The sequence below is a fragment of the Saccharothrix longispora genome (genome assembly GCF_031455225.1).
In the GTDB taxonomy this organism is placed as follows: Bacteria; Actinomycetota; Actinomycetes; order Mycobacteriales; family Pseudonocardiaceae; genus Actinosynnema; species Actinosynnema longispora.
Map to the genome: position 1 here is coordinate 2,721,769 of NZ_JAVDSG010000001.1, position 13,595 is coordinate 2,735,363.

14 protein-coding genes are annotated in these 13,595 nt (G+C 73.1%); 9 read left to right on the forward strand and 5 right to left on the reverse strand.

Translation table 11 applies throughout. The annotated features are described in order from the left end of the window. Positions 1 to 118: 118 nt before the first annotated feature. The 5 genes from ku (at position 119) to shbA (ending at position 5,023) form a co-directional block, all read left to right on the forward strand. Entirely contained in the window at positions 119 to 1,006 is an 888-nt protein-coding gene (gene ku / locus J2S66_RS11010; RefSeq protein ID WP_310306827.1) for a non-homologous end joining protein Ku, read from the forward strand. Between the two features lie 16 nt (positions 1,007 to 1,022). Then, positions 1,023 to 2,480 carry a non-homologous end-joining DNA ligase gene (gene ligD / locus J2S66_RS11015; protein WP_310306828.1) on the forward strand — a complete coding sequence of 486 codons (1,458 nt, stop codon included), beginning with the start codon at positions 1,023 to 1,025 and terminating at the stop codon, positions 2,478 to 2,480. After that, positions 2,467 to 3,375, forward strand: a complete 909-nt coding sequence (gene ligD, locus J2S66_RS11020) for a non-homologous end-joining DNA ligase (RefSeq protein ID WP_310306829.1) — start codon at positions 2,467 to 2,469, stop codon at positions 3,373 to 3,375. Before ligD (J2S66_RS11015) ends, ligD (J2S66_RS11020) begins: the two co-directional genes overlap by 14 nt. Before the next feature lie 303 nt (positions 3,376 to 3,678). Next, positions 3,679 to 4,140: a PPOX class F420-dependent oxidoreductase gene (locus J2S66_RS11025; RefSeq protein ID WP_310306830.1), complete on the forward strand. Its 462-nt coding sequence runs from the start codon at positions 3,679 to 3,681 to the stop codon at positions 4,138 to 4,140. A 319-nt stretch (positions 4,141 to 4,459) separates the two neighbouring features. After that, positions 4,460 to 5,023: an RNA polymerase sigma factor ShbA gene (gene shbA, locus J2S66_RS11030; protein WP_310314750.1), complete on the forward strand. Its 564-nt coding sequence runs from the start codon at positions 4,460 to 4,462 to the stop codon at positions 5,021 to 5,023. A 22-nt stretch (positions 5,024 to 5,045) separates the two neighbouring features. Here shbA and J2S66_RS11035 read toward each other — a convergent pair whose 3' ends face one another. From J2S66_RS11035 to J2S66_RS11045, 3 genes are all read right to left on the reverse strand, one after another. Beyond that, on the reverse strand, positions 5,046 to 5,696 hold the full coding sequence (locus tag J2S66_RS11035) for a VOC family protein (protein WP_310306831.1): 651 nt from the start codon (positions 5,694 to 5,696) through the stop codon (positions 5,046 to 5,048). Positions 5,697 to 5,770: 74 nt separating this feature from the next. Next, a complete protein-coding gene (locus J2S66_RS11040; RefSeq protein WP_310306832.1) occupies positions 5,771 to 7,798 on the reverse strand; it encodes a putative bifunctional diguanylate cyclase/phosphodiesterase in 2,028 nt (675 codons plus the stop codon). Positions 7,799 to 7,877: 79 nt separating this feature from the next. After that, on the reverse strand, positions 7,878 to 8,234 hold the full coding sequence (locus J2S66_RS11045; protein WP_310306833.1) for a hypothetical protein: 357 nt from the start codon (positions 8,232 to 8,234) through the stop codon (positions 7,878 to 7,880). 83 nt (positions 8,235 to 8,317) lie between these two features. Here J2S66_RS11045 and J2S66_RS11050 point away from each other — a divergent pair, with 83 nt between their 5' ends. Together J2S66_RS11050 and J2S66_RS11055 are read left to right on the forward strand one after the other, a co-directional pair. Further along, positions 8,318 to 9,091 (forward strand): glycerophosphodiester phosphodiesterase family protein, encoded by a 774-nt coding sequence (locus J2S66_RS11050; protein ID WP_310306834.1) that lies wholly within the window; start codon positions 8,318 to 8,320, stop codon positions 9,089 to 9,091. A 145-nt stretch (positions 9,092 to 9,236) separates the two neighbouring features. Next, entirely contained in the window at positions 9,237 to 10,634 is a 1,398-nt protein-coding gene (locus J2S66_RS11055; protein WP_310306835.1) for an MFS transporter, read from the forward strand. 74 nt (positions 10,635 to 10,708) lie between these two features. Here J2S66_RS11055 and J2S66_RS11060 read toward each other — a convergent pair whose 3' ends face one another. Both J2S66_RS11060 and J2S66_RS11065 read right to left on the reverse strand, forming a co-directional pair. After that, positions 10,709 to 11,521: a hypothetical protein gene (locus tag J2S66_RS11060; RefSeq protein WP_310306836.1), complete on the reverse strand. Its 813-nt coding sequence runs from the start codon at positions 11,519 to 11,521 to the stop codon at positions 10,709 to 10,711. Beyond that, positions 11,518 to 11,832 carry a PadR family transcriptional regulator gene (locus tag J2S66_RS11065; RefSeq protein WP_306750586.1) on the reverse strand — a complete coding sequence of 105 codons (315 nt, stop codon included), beginning with the start codon at positions 11,830 to 11,832 and terminating at the stop codon, positions 11,518 to 11,520. Before J2S66_RS11065 ends, J2S66_RS11060 begins: the two co-directional genes overlap by 4 nt. A gap of 375 nt (positions 11,833 to 12,207) precedes the next feature. On the opposite strand from J2S66_RS11065, the gene J2S66_RS11070 reads away from it, so the two are divergent. Together J2S66_RS11070 and J2S66_RS11075 are read left to right on the forward strand one after the other, a co-directional pair. Continuing rightward, positions 12,208 to 12,924 (forward strand): thymidine kinase, encoded by a 717-nt coding sequence (locus J2S66_RS11070; protein ID WP_310306837.1) that lies wholly within the window; start codon positions 12,208 to 12,210, stop codon positions 12,922 to 12,924. 75 nt (positions 12,925 to 12,999) lie between these two features. Next, positions 13,000 to 13,590 (forward strand): helix-turn-helix domain-containing protein, encoded by a 591-nt coding sequence (locus J2S66_RS11075; protein ID WP_310306838.1) that lies wholly within the window; start codon positions 13,000 to 13,002, stop codon positions 13,588 to 13,590. The last annotated feature ends 5 nt before the right edge of the window (positions 13,591 to 13,595 follow it).

A 13,595-nucleotide genomic window follows, 5' to 3' on the forward strand; every position in this document is an offset into this window, starting at 1 on the left:
GGAGGGGGCCGTTAGGGCTCTTGTGGGGGCTGCCGAGTGGCGTCTTCGTTGCGGGATCGTTAGTCCGTTCGTGTGGTGTGCTGGTGCGGAATCCGGGTGTAGCGGGAAGTCTCGTGCCATGAGGTCCGTGTGGCGTGGGGCGATTTCCTTCGGGTTGGTGACGATCGGTGTGCGGTTGTACACGGCGACGGAGGAGCATGATTTCCGTTTTCACCAGGTGCACCGGGGGGACGGTGGGCGTATCCGGTACAAGCGGGTGTGTCAGGTGTGCGGTGAGGAGGTCGCGTACGCGGACATAGCGAAGGGCTACGAGTTGGATGACGGTCGTCTGGTGGTGATGGACGACGAGGATTTCGACAAGTTGCCGATCAACACGGATCACGCGATCGACGTGTTGGAGTTCGTGCCGGCGGAGGAGATCGATCCGATCTACTTCCAGAAGGTGTACTACCTGGAGCCGGACAAGGTGGCGACGCGTCCGTACGTGCTCTTGCGGACCGCTTTGGAGCGCAGTGGGCAGCTCGCGGTGGTGAAGATCACGGTTCGTCAGCGGGAGACGTTGGCGATGGTGCGTGCGCGTGGTGATCTGTTGGTGATGCACACGATGTTGTGGCCGGATGAGATCCGGAAGCCTGATTTCGAGTTCCTGGATTCGGATGTGGAGGTGCGTCCGCAGGAGTTGAAGATGGCGGCGTCGTTGGTGGAGTCGATGGCGGGGTCGTTCGACCCGGGTGATTTCACGGACGACTACACGGATGCGATGCGGGAGTTGATCGAGGCGAAGGCGGAGGGGGCGGAGCTGCCGGAGCGGCCGGAGTCGGAGGATTCGGGTGAGGTGATCGATCTGATGACCGCGTTGGAGCGGAGTGTGGAGGCGGCGCGGTCGTCGCGGGGTGGGCGTTCGGCGGGGAAGAAGGACGCGGGGTCGAAGACGCCGGAGTCGGGGTCTTCGGGGTCGGCGGGTGGGCGGAAGGCTCCGGCGAAGAAGAAGACGAAGCCGGCCTGAGGCCTGGGCGCGCGGGATGGGTGGGGATCTTTCGGAGTACCGGCGGAAGCGGGTTCCGGGGCGGACGCCGGAGCCCGTTCCGGCCGAGGGTGCGGTGTTGCCGCACGGTGGTGACGACACGTTCGTGATCCAGGAGCACCACGCGTCGAGTCTGCACTGGGATGTGCGGTTGGAGCGGGGTGGGGTGCTGGTGTCGTGGGCGGTGCCGAAGGGGTTGCCGTCGGAGCCGGGGACGATCCGGTTGGCGGTGCGCACCGAGGATCACCCGTTGGAGTACGCGTCGTTTTCGGGGGTGATTCCGAGGGGCGAGTACGGGGCGGGGCGGATGGTGGTCTGGGATCGCGGTCGCTACGAGGTGGTGAAGTGGTCGGACCGCGAGGTGGACGTGGTGTTGCACGGGTCGCGGGTGGAGGGGGAGTTCGTGTTCTTCCGCCGGTCGGGTGGGGGGAAGGACTGGATGGTGCGGCGGCGGCACGGGGCGGTGCGGCCGGATTGGGTGGCGTTGCCGGAGTCGTTGTCGCCGATGTTGGCGACGGCGGCGGTGGGGTTGCCGGAGCCGGCGGCGGGGTGGGCGTTCGAGTTCAAGTGGGACGGGGTGCGGGCGCTGGCGCGGGTGGAGGGCGGCCGGGTGCGGTTGGTGTCGCGGTTGGGCAATGACGTGACGGGGACGTATCCGGAGTTGCAGGGGTTGGGTGCGCAGTTGGGTGCGACCGAGGTGGTGTTGGACGGCGAGGTCGTGGCGTTGGCGGGTGGTCGGCCGAGTTTCGCGGCGTTGCAGCAGCGGTTGCACGCGACCGCGGCGCAGGCGCGGCGGTTGGCGGGTCGGGTGCCGGTGACGTACCTGGTGTTCGACGTGTTGCACCTGGACGGGTCCCCCACGGTGGGTTTGCCGTACGAGCGGCGGCGGGAGTTGTTGGAGGGGTTGGGGTTGGCGGGGGCTCATTGGGTGGTGCCGCGGTCGTTCCCGGGTGAGGGTGCGGCGGTGTTGGCGGCGTCGCGTGAGCAGGGGTTGGAGGGGGTGGTGGCGAAGCGGCTGGATTCGCGGTATGTGCCGGGTGTGCGGTCGGCGCAGTGGGTGAAGGTGACGGCGGTGGCGGCGCAGGAGGTGGTGGTCGGGGGGTGGCGGCCGGGTGAGGGGAAGCGGAAGGGGGTGGTGGGGTCGTTGTTGGTGGGTGTGCGGGGTGAGGGTGGGTTGGTGTTCGCGGGGTCGGTGGGGACGGGGTTCGACCAGGCGGAGTTGGAGGGGTTGACGCGGCGGTTGGGGGCGTTGGAGGTGGGGGTGTCGCCGTTCGCGTCGACGGCGGGTGGGGTGGTGCCGCGGGCTCGGGCGCGGGGTGCTCGGTGGGTGCGTCCGGAGTTGGTGGGTGAGGTGGTGCACCGGGGGTGGACGACGGACGGGCGGTTGCGGTTCGCGGTGTGGCGGGGGTTGCGGTCGGACAAGGTGCCCGGGGAGGTGCGTCGTGTCGACCTCTGAGGCGTTGGTGCGGGTGGAGGGGCGTCGGTTGAGGCTGACGAACCTGGACAAGGTGCTCTATCCGGAGGTGGGGTTCACCAAGGGGGAGGTGATCGACTACTACACGCGGATCGCGCCGGTGTTGTTGCCGCACGTGCGGGGGCGGCCGTTGACGGTGCGGCGGTTTCCGAACGGGGTGGGTGGTCGGTCGTTCTTCGAGAAGAACGTGCCGTCGCACGCGCCGGAGTGGGTGCGGACGGTGCGGTTGGCGACGCCGGGGTCGGCGAAGGGGGCGGCGTTCGCGGATTTCGTGGTGGTGGAGGGGTTGGCGACGCTGGTGTGGTTGGCGAACCTGGCGGCGTTGGAGTTGCACGTGCCGCAGTGGACGGTGGGTGCGCGGGGTGCGCGCCACTCCCCCGACCTGGTGGTGTTCGACTTGGACCCGGGTGAGCCGGCGTCGGTGGTGGAGTGTTGTGCGGTGGCGTGCCGGGTGCGGGCGGTGTTGGAGGGTGACGGGTTGTCGCCTCGGGTGAAGACGTCGGGGTCGAAGGGGTTGCAGGTGTACGCGTCGGTGCGGGTGTCGTCGCCGTCGCGGACGTCGGAGTACGCGAAGGCGGTGGCGCGGCGGTTGGCGGATGAGTCGCCGGGCGAGGTGGTGTGGCGGATGGCGCGGGCGTTGCGGCCGGGTCGGGTGTTGGTGGACTGGTCGCAGAACAACCCGGCGAAGACGACGGTGGCGCCGTACTCGTTGCGGGCGCGGGCGGTGCCGTCGGTGTCGGCGCCGGTGTCGTGGGCGGAGGTGGAGGCGTGCCGGTCGCCGCAGGACCTGGTGTTCCTGGCGGACGAGGTGCGTGAGCGGGTGGCGGTGGACGGGGACTTGTTCGGGGTGGGTGGGGCGTCGCCGCTGCCGCGGTAGGGGTCGGTGCTCCGGTGGTGGGGTGTCGGTGTCGTTCCCGGCCGCTCCCCCTGTGGTGCCGGTGGGGTGGATCGGGGGTGTCGGCGGTCGGTGGCCGGGGAGGTGCCCGTGGTGGCGACGCCCGAGTGGTCGGTGTCCGGACGGGCCTCGGCCGCTCGCTCGGTCGTACGGCCAACGTGGCGGGGACCTTCGAGTACCTGGGCCGCCCGCACCGCGTTCTCGGCCGGCACGAACGGGCCCGCGTGCTCTGGCTGCGGGCGCTGGGGCTCTACCGGCGCCCAGGGTGCGGTCTAGGCTTCGGGCATGCCGAGGATCGCCACCGCCGACACCGTGTCGCGCGACGAGCTGCTGGAGTTCCTGCGACCGCGCCACCGGGCGCTGCTGGTCACGGCCCGTGGTGACGGGGGTCCGCAGACTTCGCCGGTGACGTGCGGTGTGGACGCGGAGGGCCGGGTCGTGGTCTCCACCTACCCGGGGCGTGCGAAGGTCCGCAACGCCCGCCGTGACGCGCGGGTGAGCCTGTGCGTGCTCTCGGACGACTGGGACGGTCCGTGGGTGCAGGTGGACGGCAGTGCCGAGGTGCTGGACCTGCCGGAGGCGTTGGAGCCGCTGGTGGAGTACTACCGGTGCATCTCCGGTGAGCACCCGGACTGGGAGGAGTACCGCGAGGCGATGCTCCGTCAGGGCAAGTCGTTGATCCGCGTGCGGATCGAGCGGTGGGGGCCGGTGGCGACGGGCGGTTTCCCGCCGGGGTTGGCCGGCTGAAGGGTCCCGGAGCGGTCCGGGTATCCCCCCGGGGGGTGAGGATGGGGTTGATCGCGCACGATTGCGGCGTGATTCGGGCCCGGTGGGGCGACAGTGGTGGGTCGTGGGGACACGCATCGCGCCTGTGACGCCGATCGGCCCGGCCTTGTCCGGGGCACCTGCCCGGGACGGGCCCCCGGGTGGCGCTGTCGTCCTCGGCGGGGGGCCTGCCGGGGACGGGTCGTCGGCCGTGGCTGGCGCGGTGGTGGACGGCCGGGGAAGCGGTGCGGACGCCCCCGGCGCGGGTGTGGACGCGGAGACGAGGTCGGAGGTCGTGCCGGTGCCCTCCGACTCGGTCCTGGACGCCGTGGTCCTGGATGCCGCGGTGGCCGGTGACCGGCACGCCACCGAGGCGCTGCTCGCCAGCATCCGCCCTCTCGTCGTGCGCTACTGCCGGGCCCGTGTGGGTCGCGGTGAGCGGGCCTCGGCGTCCGCCGACGACATCGCCCAGGAGGTGTGCCTGGGTGTGCTGCGGGCGCTGCCGACCTATCGCGAGCGAGGCCGGCCGTTCCTGGCGTTCGTCTACGGCGTGGCCGCGCACAAGGTCGCCGACGCGTACCGTGCCGCCGCCCGCGATCGTGCCGAGCCGGTGCCGCAGGTCCCCGACGACGCCGGCGACGATCCCGGTCCCGAGCAGCGGGTGTTGCAGGGCGAGCTGTCGCGGCACATGGGGTCGCTGCTGGGGCTGCTGCCCGACAAGCAGCGCGAGATCCTGGTGCTGCGCGTCGTGGTCGGGCTGTCGGCGGAGGAGACCGCGAAGGCCGTGGGCTCCACCCCCGGTGCCGTGCGGGTCGCCCAGCACCGGGCCCTGCAACACCTGCGCCGCGAACTCGGCACCGCCTGACGGGGTCGCCGGCGGGGGTGTGTCAGGCGCTCCAGGCGCCGCCCCAGCCGGGCGGGTCCTCCAGCACCGCGATCACCGTGCCCGCCGGGTCGGTCAGCGCCGCGACCGTGCCGGTGGGCACCGTGATCGGCCCCAGCAGCACACCTCCGCCGAGCTCCACGACCTCCCGGGCCGTGCGCGCGACGTCGGGCACCGCGTAGTAGCACGTCCAGCCGCCGCGGCCGCTGGCCAGGCGACCGGCCACCGGGCGGCGCTCCCCCGCCGGCACGGCGTCGTAGAGGGTGAAGTCCGCGTCCGGGTCGCGCACCTCCCAGCCCAGTTCGCCGGCCCAGTAGTCGTCGGCGGTGGGGCCCATGTGCTCGACCCAGCACGGCTCCCCCGCGCGCGGTCCCGGTGCCCACGGGCCGTGCAGCACCCGTCCCAGGTCCACCGCCATGCCCTCGCGCAGCTCGCGTGGCTCGGTGCCGGCGAACACCACCCTCAGCCCCGGTTGCCCGGCGTGCACGCGGGTGGCGAGCCGGTCGCCGACCCAGCCGGTGAACGACCCGTCCGGCTCGGCGATGATCACCCAGCCCAGCAGCGCGGCGTAGAACTCGGCGATCGGTTCGGGTTCGGGGACGCCCAGTTCGACGCGGCGCACACCGCGCGCTGGGCTGTGGACGGTAGCGGGCACGGTGGTGGTTCCCATCGGGGCGGCGGGGCGGATCGGACAGCGGTGGTCGGGCGAGGGGTGGTCGGCGGGGCGGGCTAGGAGCGCGCCCCATCCTCCGCACCGGCCATGCGCGGCGACAATGCGCCGTTCGGCCCATTCGGCCGGCCCGAGAGGACCTGCGCCAGCGGCACGGGCCGCCCGAGGTGGAACCCCTGGCCGATCCGCACCCCCAGCCGCATCAGCGCCTCGACCTGCGCCGGCCGCTCCACCCACTCCGCCACCGCCGACAACCCCAGCCCCCGCGCGATCTCCACGATCCCCGCCACCAGCACCGCGTCGGTGGACCGCTCGTCGATCCCGCGCACGAACTCGCCGTCGATCTTGATACCGGTGATGGGCAGGTGCTTGAGGTGCACGAACGACCCGAAGCCCGACCCGAAGTCGTCGAGCGTGATCCGGCACCCGAACGCGCGCAGCTGCAACGACAGCGCCCGCGCCGCGTCCAGGTTCGTCACCGCCGCCGTCTCGGTGATCTCCAGCCCCAACCGGCCCGGTGCCACCCCCGCCGTGGCGAGGCGGTCCAGCACGAACCCGCCGAAGTCCTCGTCCTCCAGGGTGCGGCCCGACACGTTGACGTTGAACCGCAGCTCCGGGTCCGGGTGGCGCACCAGCGCGTCGATCGCGGTCGACAGCACCCACCGGTCGATGTCGAGCACCAGGTCCGACCGCTCCGCCTCCGGCAGGAACTCCGCCGGCCCCAGGTACGGTTCCTTCCCGTCGGCCAGCCGCAGCAGCAGCTCGTGCCCCAGCGTCCGGCCCGTGGCCAACTGCACCATCGGCATCGCGTGCAGCTCCAGCCCGCCGTGGTCCAGCGCCGCCCGCAACCGGTCCAGCACCGACACCCGCTTCGCGGTGTCCGCGTAGTGGCCCGGCTCGTAGACGGTGACCCGGTTGCGGCCCGCCGCCTTCGACGCGTACAGCGCCAGGTCGGCGTTGGCCAGCACCAGCTCCCACGTGTCGCCCGACCCGTACTCGGCCACCCCGGTCGACACGGTCACCTTGCCCGCCGGCCCCACCAGCGGCAGCCGCGCGACCGCGTCGCGCAGCACCTCGGCCGTGCGCGCGGCCTGCGCCGGCCCGCACCCCGGCAGCACCACCGCGAACTCGTCGCCGCCCAACCGGCCGATCAGCTGCGAGGGCGCCAACCGCGACCGCAGCGCCGCCGCCAACGTCTTCATCAGCCGGTCGCCCACGGCGTGCCCGCGCAGGTCGTTGACGTCCTTGAAGTTGTCCAGGTCCAGCAGCAGCATCGACCCCGAGCCGCCCGTGGCCAGTTCCCGCTCCAGCTCCCGCGTCACCGCGCGCCGGTTCGCCAGGCCCGTGAGCGGGTCCTGCTCGGCCAGCGCGAGCAGCTCGTCGTGCACCCGCCGCGCCCGGGTGATGTCGTGCGCGGTGCCCAGCACCCGCACCGGGGTGCCGTCCGCGTCGGTCTCGACCTCGCCGAAGCACTCGAACCACCGCTGCGGCACGTCCTCACCGGGCAGCATGCGGTGGGTGTAGGAGAACCCCGCGCCCGACCGCATCGCCTCCTCCAGCGTCGCCTGGATCATCGCCAGGTCGTCCGGGTGCACCAGCGCGGCGTAGCCGTCGAAGTCCAGGCTCGTGCCCGGCGGGAACCCGAACATCTCCAGCAGCGCGTCCGACCACACCACCCGGTCCTCGGCGACGTGCCACTCCCACGTGCCCATCCGGCCCAGCACCTGCGCCCGGCGCAACGCGTCCGCCTCGTGCGTGGCCTCCATCTCGCGGTCGCGCCACGCCGTCACGTCCACGACCCGGTACAGCAGGCGGTCGTCGTCCAACGGACGGCACTCCACCTCCAGCCACCGGTGACCACTGCGGTGCGCCGAAGGGGTCAGCAGCGCCAGGCCCGAGCGGGGCCGTTCGGGCGCGCCGGGCAGCAGCGCCGGCAGGGACCGGCCCACGACCTGCTCCGCGGGCACCCCCAGGACCTCGGCCAACGCCGGGTTCACCCAGGCCAGCACACCGCCGTGATCCGTCACACCGAAACCCACGTCGGCCCGGTCGAGCACCTCCCGGTGCAACGCGCCGTCGCCGTTCACGCGCCCCTCCTCGCCACCCGCGCGCCATGATGGTCGAGATCACCGGCGACGGGCAAGCCGGGGGCGGGGGCTGCGGGGATCAGCGCAGCCGCTCCAGGCCCCGCGCGGTGCCGACGAGCTCCTCGGCCAACCGCCGCAGCTCCTCCTCCGACGCCCCGTCCGCCGCCGCGGTCGCCACGTCCTCCGCCGCGCAGCGCAGCTGGAACAACCGGTCCTGCAGATCGGCCAGCTCACCCGAGGACAGCACCACCGCGTCCTCCGGCAACCCCCCGCGCTGCACCGCCGCACGCCGCTCGTAGGCGCGCTGCCGGCACGGCTGCGCGCAATACCTGCGCGGACGCCCTATCCGGCCGTTGTCGGGCAGGCGGCGCCCGCACCAGGCGCAGTGCCTGGCGTCCTCCCGGCGCGCCGCGTCGGACTCGGTCACCAACTCCACAGCACCCGCTCCATGGCGCGCGACGGTATCCCGCTACCCACCGGTCACCCCCGCGCCACGCCGCCAGGGCAGACTCTGCCGGTGTGACCGCGACCCACCCGTACCTCGCCGGCCCCCACCCCCGGGCCTACGCCCACCGGGGCTGGCACCTCGACGAGCTGGCCGGCATGGAGAATTCGCTCGCCGCGTTCCGGCGCGCCGCCGCCGAGGGCTACCGGTACCTGGAGACCGACGTCCACGCCACCTCCGACGGGGTCGTCGTCGTCCACCACGACAGCACCCTCGACCGCACCACCGACGGCTCCGGCCCCGTCGCCGCCCAGCCCTGGTCCGCCGTGCGCCGCGCCAACGTCGGCGGCCGCGAACCCGTCACCCGCCTCGAGGACCTCCTCGAGGAACTGCCCGACGCGCTGCTCAACGTCGACGTCAAGGCCGACTCCGCCGTCGGCCCCGTCCTCGACGTGCTGCGCCGCACCGGCGCCGCGCACCGCGTCTGCCTCGCCTCGTTCTCCGACAAGCGCCTCGCCCGCCTGCGCCGGCTCGGCGGCCCCGACCTGATGACCTCCATGGGGCCCCGCTCCGCCGGGGCCCTGTGGGCCGCGGGCCGCACCCGCGTGCCCGCGCTGCCCGTGCGCGGCCTCATCGCCCAGGTCCCGCGCACCAGCGGCAGGCTCACCGTCGTCGACCCCCGCTTCGTGCGCGCCGCCCACCGCCGCAACCTGGAGGTGCACGTCTGGACCGTCGACACCGACGCCGAGATGCGCGCACTGCTCGACCTCGGCGTCGACGGCCTCGTCACCGACCGCCCCGACCGGCTCCGCGCCGTCCTGCGCGACCGCGGCGCCTGGAGCGCCTGACACCCCGCGCCCGCCCGAAGGACCGCACGGACGCGCGAGGACACCCGTACGGCGGTCGTGCCCCGGTGGCCGGCCGTGGGCCAAAAGGCAACAGGTTGGTGGTGATCACCACCAACGGGTGGCGCTCGATATACAGTCCGCCCCCATGAGCGTGGCCGACAGCACAGCACCCGCCGTGGACCGCAAGCGGGAACAACGCGGCTGGACCTGGTACGACTGGGCGAACTCGGTGTTCCCCACCTCCGTGGTCACCGTGTTCCTCTCCGGCTACCTCACCGCCGTGGCCAAGGAAGCCGCCATCGCCGACACCGCGCGCAACGGCCCGAACGCCTGTGCGGACGGGTCGCTCAAGCAGTGCGACATCTCCCTCTTCGGCGCCTACTTCCCCGCCGGGTCCCTCTGGGGCTACCTGCTCTCCATCGCCACCGTCGTGCAGGTCGTCGTCCTGCCCGTCATGGGCGCCGTCGCCGACCGCACCCAGAACAAGCGGCGCATGCTCGCCGTGCTCGCCTTCACCGGCTCCGCCGCCACCATCGCCCTGGCCGCCGTCGGCGGCGACAACTGGCACCTCGGCGTCGCCCTGTTCATCCTCGGCAACATCTGCTACGGCGCCTCCGTCGTCGTCTACTACGCCTTCCTCCCCGAGATCGCCACCCCCGACGAACGCGACGCCGTCTCCTCCCGCGGCTGGGCCTTCGGCTACCTCGGCGGCGGGCTCGCCCTCGCCGTGCAGCTCGCCCTGTTCGTCGGCCACGACGCCATCGGCCTCTCCGAAGGCGCCGCCGTCCGCGTCGGGTTCGTCCTGTCCGGCCTGTGGTGGGCGGGCTTCACCCTCATCCCGCTCGCCCGCCTCAAGCGCCACCAGGAACCCCACGGCACCGAGACCGGCGCGGGCGCCATCACCGCCGGCTTCGCCGAACTGCGCCAGACCATGCGCCAGGCCCGCATGTTCCCCCTGACCCTGGCGTTCCTGGCCACCTACCTCATCTACACCGACGGCATCGCCACCGTCGCCAACGTCTCCGCCCAGTACGGCCGCGACGAGCTCAAGCTCGACGAGACCGTCCTGATCACCACCATCCTCATCGTGCAGTTCGTCGCCTTCTTCGGCGGACTCCTGCACGGCCGGGCCGCCCGCGCCTGGGGCGCCAAGCGCACCATCATGGTCAGCCTGTGCGTGTGGATCGTGGTCGTCACCGCGGCGTTCTTCGTCCAGGCCGGGCAGCAGTTCCAGTTCTACGGCCTCGCCGCCGGCATCGGCATCGTCCTGGGCGGCACCAACGCCCTGTCCCGGTCGCTGTTCTCCCAGATGATCCCGCCCGGCCGCGAAGCCCAGTACTTCTCCCTCTACGAGGTCGGCGAGCGCTCCACCTCCTGGCTCGGCCCGCTGGTGTTCGCCGGCGTCGGCCAGGCCACCGGCTCCTTCCGGCTGGCGATCATCTCCCTCGTGGCGTTCTTCGTCATCGGCTTCGTGCTGATGATCTTCGTGCCGGTCCGCAGGGCCATCACCGCCTCCGGCAACCCCGTCCCCGTCAAGGTCTGACCCCGCGCAGCCCGACACGGACTCCGAAACCGACGGCGGCGTCCCCGACACCGGGGGACGCCGCCGTCACCGCACTACCGGCCGGGCACCGCGCCGCCGACACCCGCCCACGGCCGCGCCGCCACCACCGCACCCGCGGTCACCACCCACGCCGCCAGCACCGACACCGGTGACAACGGCACCAGCAGCCCCGACACCGCCCCCGACAGCACACCCGCCGCGCCCGCGACCCACCACCGCCGCGACACCGGCGGCGCCTCCGCGTGGAAACCCGCGACCACCGCCGCACCCGCCACCCACGCGGGCCCCGCGAACACCAGCGGCCACCACGACACCGCCGACGGGGCCCGCACCCACTCCACCAGCACCGGCGACGACGCCAGGACCGCCGCCACCCCGGCCACGACCCGACCCGCCGCACGCCGCCCCGCCACCAGGCACGCGAACGCCACCAGCACCACCACGTCCGCCCACCACGCCCACGGCGGCACACCACCCACCCCGGCCGCACCCGACCCGAGGGCACCGGACCACACCGCCGCCGACCACGACTGCGCCGCCAGCACCAGCTGTCCCAGCAACCCCGCGAGACCCAGCAGCCGCACCACCGACCCGGCCGCACGACCCGCGCCCAACCGCACCCGCACCGCCAGGCCCGCCGTCGCCGCCGCCTCGCCCCAGCCCGGCCAGCCGTACTCCTGGTCCAGCCCGTCACCCCGGTCGGCCAGGAAGATCCCGACCATCTCCTCCTCGCGCTCGACCCGGTACCAGCGCGGCAACACCCGCAGCAGCGACCGGTACCGGCGCTCCAACCGCGACACGTCCGCCACCCCGGCCACCCCGGAACCGACCTCCCCGGGATCGCCCTGCGCGCCGTCCCCGCTCACAGCGCACCCCGCGCCCGCAGCACCGACGACGCCGCCCGCACGTTCGCCGACAACCGCGCCACCTCCGCCGACAACGCCCGCACCCCGTCGTCGGTCAACCGGTAGTACCGCCGCAACCGCCCCTGGTGCACCTCCTCGCGCTCCCGCTCCGCGAGCCCCTCCACCACCAGCCGGTCCAGCACCCCGTAGAGAGTCCCCACCCGCAACCGCACCCGCCCCTCGGACAACTCCTCCACCGACCGCACGACGGCGTAACCGTGCAACGGCCCCTCGGCCAACGCGGTCAACACCAGGAACGCCTGCTCGGACATACCCTTCACACCGCAGGTTATATCGCGTCACGGTATATATCGTCCACAGCAGCGTTGTTCGGGACAGCGCGTCGCGGGGGCTCCCCGACTCCGGTTTTCGTCGTTCTCGGGCGACACTGAAATAATCAAGGGGGATGACGGAGGAGGCACGGCGTCCGGGCGCGCATCCACCACCGGTACGGAGGGGCCGGTGCCTCGACGGCCGCCCGGAGGGGCCCGACGCGGTCGGGACCGTACCGGCCACCGCGCACCGCGCCGCGCGGGGCACGCCGACGGCACCGGAAGAACCCCCGGACGGGTGGCGGGCCCCCGCCCCGCACGGCGCGCAGGAGGCGCTGATCACGCCGACGGCACCGCGCATTAGGGTGGCCCGCCGTGGAACCGACGAATCCCGACCTCGACCCCACCGACGCCCTGTCGTCCGTGCCCGCAGCCGGCGCCGGGCGCGGCGTGTCCCCCACCGGGAAACTGCGGTTCTTCTTCGGCCCCATGGACTGCGGCAAGTCCACCCTGGCCTTGCAGATCGACCACAACCAGGCACGACAGGGCCGCAGCGGCCTGCTGCTCGTCCGCCACGACCGCTCCGGCACCCCCACCATCTCCAGCCGCATGGGCCTGGCCCGCAACGCCCTCGAAGTGCACGAGGACATGGACCTGTGCGCCGTGGTCCGCCGACGCTGGGCCGCCGGCACCCGCGTCGACTACGTCATCGTCGACGAAGCCCAGTTCCTCTCCCCCGCCCAGGTCGACCAGCTCGCCGAACTCGCCGACGACGCCCAGGTCGAGGTCTACTGCTTCGGCCTGGCCACCGACTTCCGCAGCACCCTGTTCCCCGGCTCCCGGCGGCTGTTCGAACTCGCCGACGAGCTCAACGCCATCCAGGTCGAGGTCCTGTGCTGGTGCGGGCGCGCCGGCCGCTTCAACGCCCGCGTCCACGACGGGGAGGTCGTCCGCGCCGGCGACACCGTCCTGGTCGCCGACACCGCCGTCGTCGCCGAAGAGGTCCGCTACCAGGTCCTGTGCCGCACCCACTACCGCACCGGCGACCTCGGCCCGCACGCCGTCAGCGGACGCCAGCTCAGCCTCACCTGAGCCCGGCACGGTGGCCCCGACGACCCCCGCCGTCCCACAATGGGCAAACACCGTTGCCGAGACCGGGACACCACCATGACCGACGCCCCACCCCCGCACGACCCCGCCGACGACGTGCTCGGCAAGGTCGGCGAACGCCTGCGGCACCTGCGCACCAGCCGCGGCGCCACCCTCGCCGACCTCGCCCACGCCACCGGCATCTCCAAGTCCACCCTGTCCCGACTGGAGTCCGGGCAGCGCCGCCCCAGCCTCGAACTGCTGCTGCCCATCGCCCGCGCCCACCGCGTGCCCCTCGACGAACTGGTCGGCGCGCCGCCCGTGGGCGACCCCCGCATCCGCCCCGTGCCCGTCCGCCGCAACGGCATGACCGTCCTGCCGCTCACCCAGCAGCCCGGCGGCCTCCAGGCGTACAAGATGATCATCCCGCCGCGCGGCGAACCCGACCCGCGCACCCACACCGGTTACGAGTGGCTCTACGTCCTGTCCGGGCGGCTGCGCCTCGTGCTCGCCGACCACGACGTCGTCCTGGCCCCCGGCGAGGCCGCCGAGTTCGACACCCGCCTGCCCCACTGGTTCGGCCCCGCCGGCGACGAGCCCGTCGAGGTGCTCAGCCTCTTCGGCAAGCAGGGGGAGCAGATCCACATGCGCACCCGCCGCAAGGGCTGACCCCG

Bases quoted from the DNA above. Each gene is read 5' to 3' on its own strand.
- J2S66_RS11055 (WP_310306835.1), top strand. From the start codon at position 9,237: ATGAGCGTGGCCGACAGCACAGCACCCGCCGTGGACCGCAAGCGGGAA.
- J2S66_RS11025 (WP_310306830.1), top strand. From the start codon at position 3,679: ATGCCGAGGATCGCCACCGCCGACACCGTGTCGCGCGACGAGCTGCTG.
- ligD (WP_310306828.1), top strand. From the start codon at position 1,023: ATGGGTGGGGATCTTTCGGAGTACCGGCGGAAGCGGGTTCCGGGGCGG.
- J2S66_RS11075 (WP_310306838.1), top strand. From the start codon at position 13,000: ATGACCGACGCCCCACCCCCGCACGACCCCGCCGACGACGTGCTCGGC.
- ku (WP_310306827.1), top strand. From the start codon at position 119: ATGAGGTCCGTGTGGCGTGGGGCGATTTCCTTCGGGTTGGTGACGATC.
- J2S66_RS11065 (WP_306750586.1), bottom strand. From the start codon at position 11,832: ATGTCCGAGCAGGCGTTCCTGGTGTTGACCGCGTTGGCCGAGGGGCCG.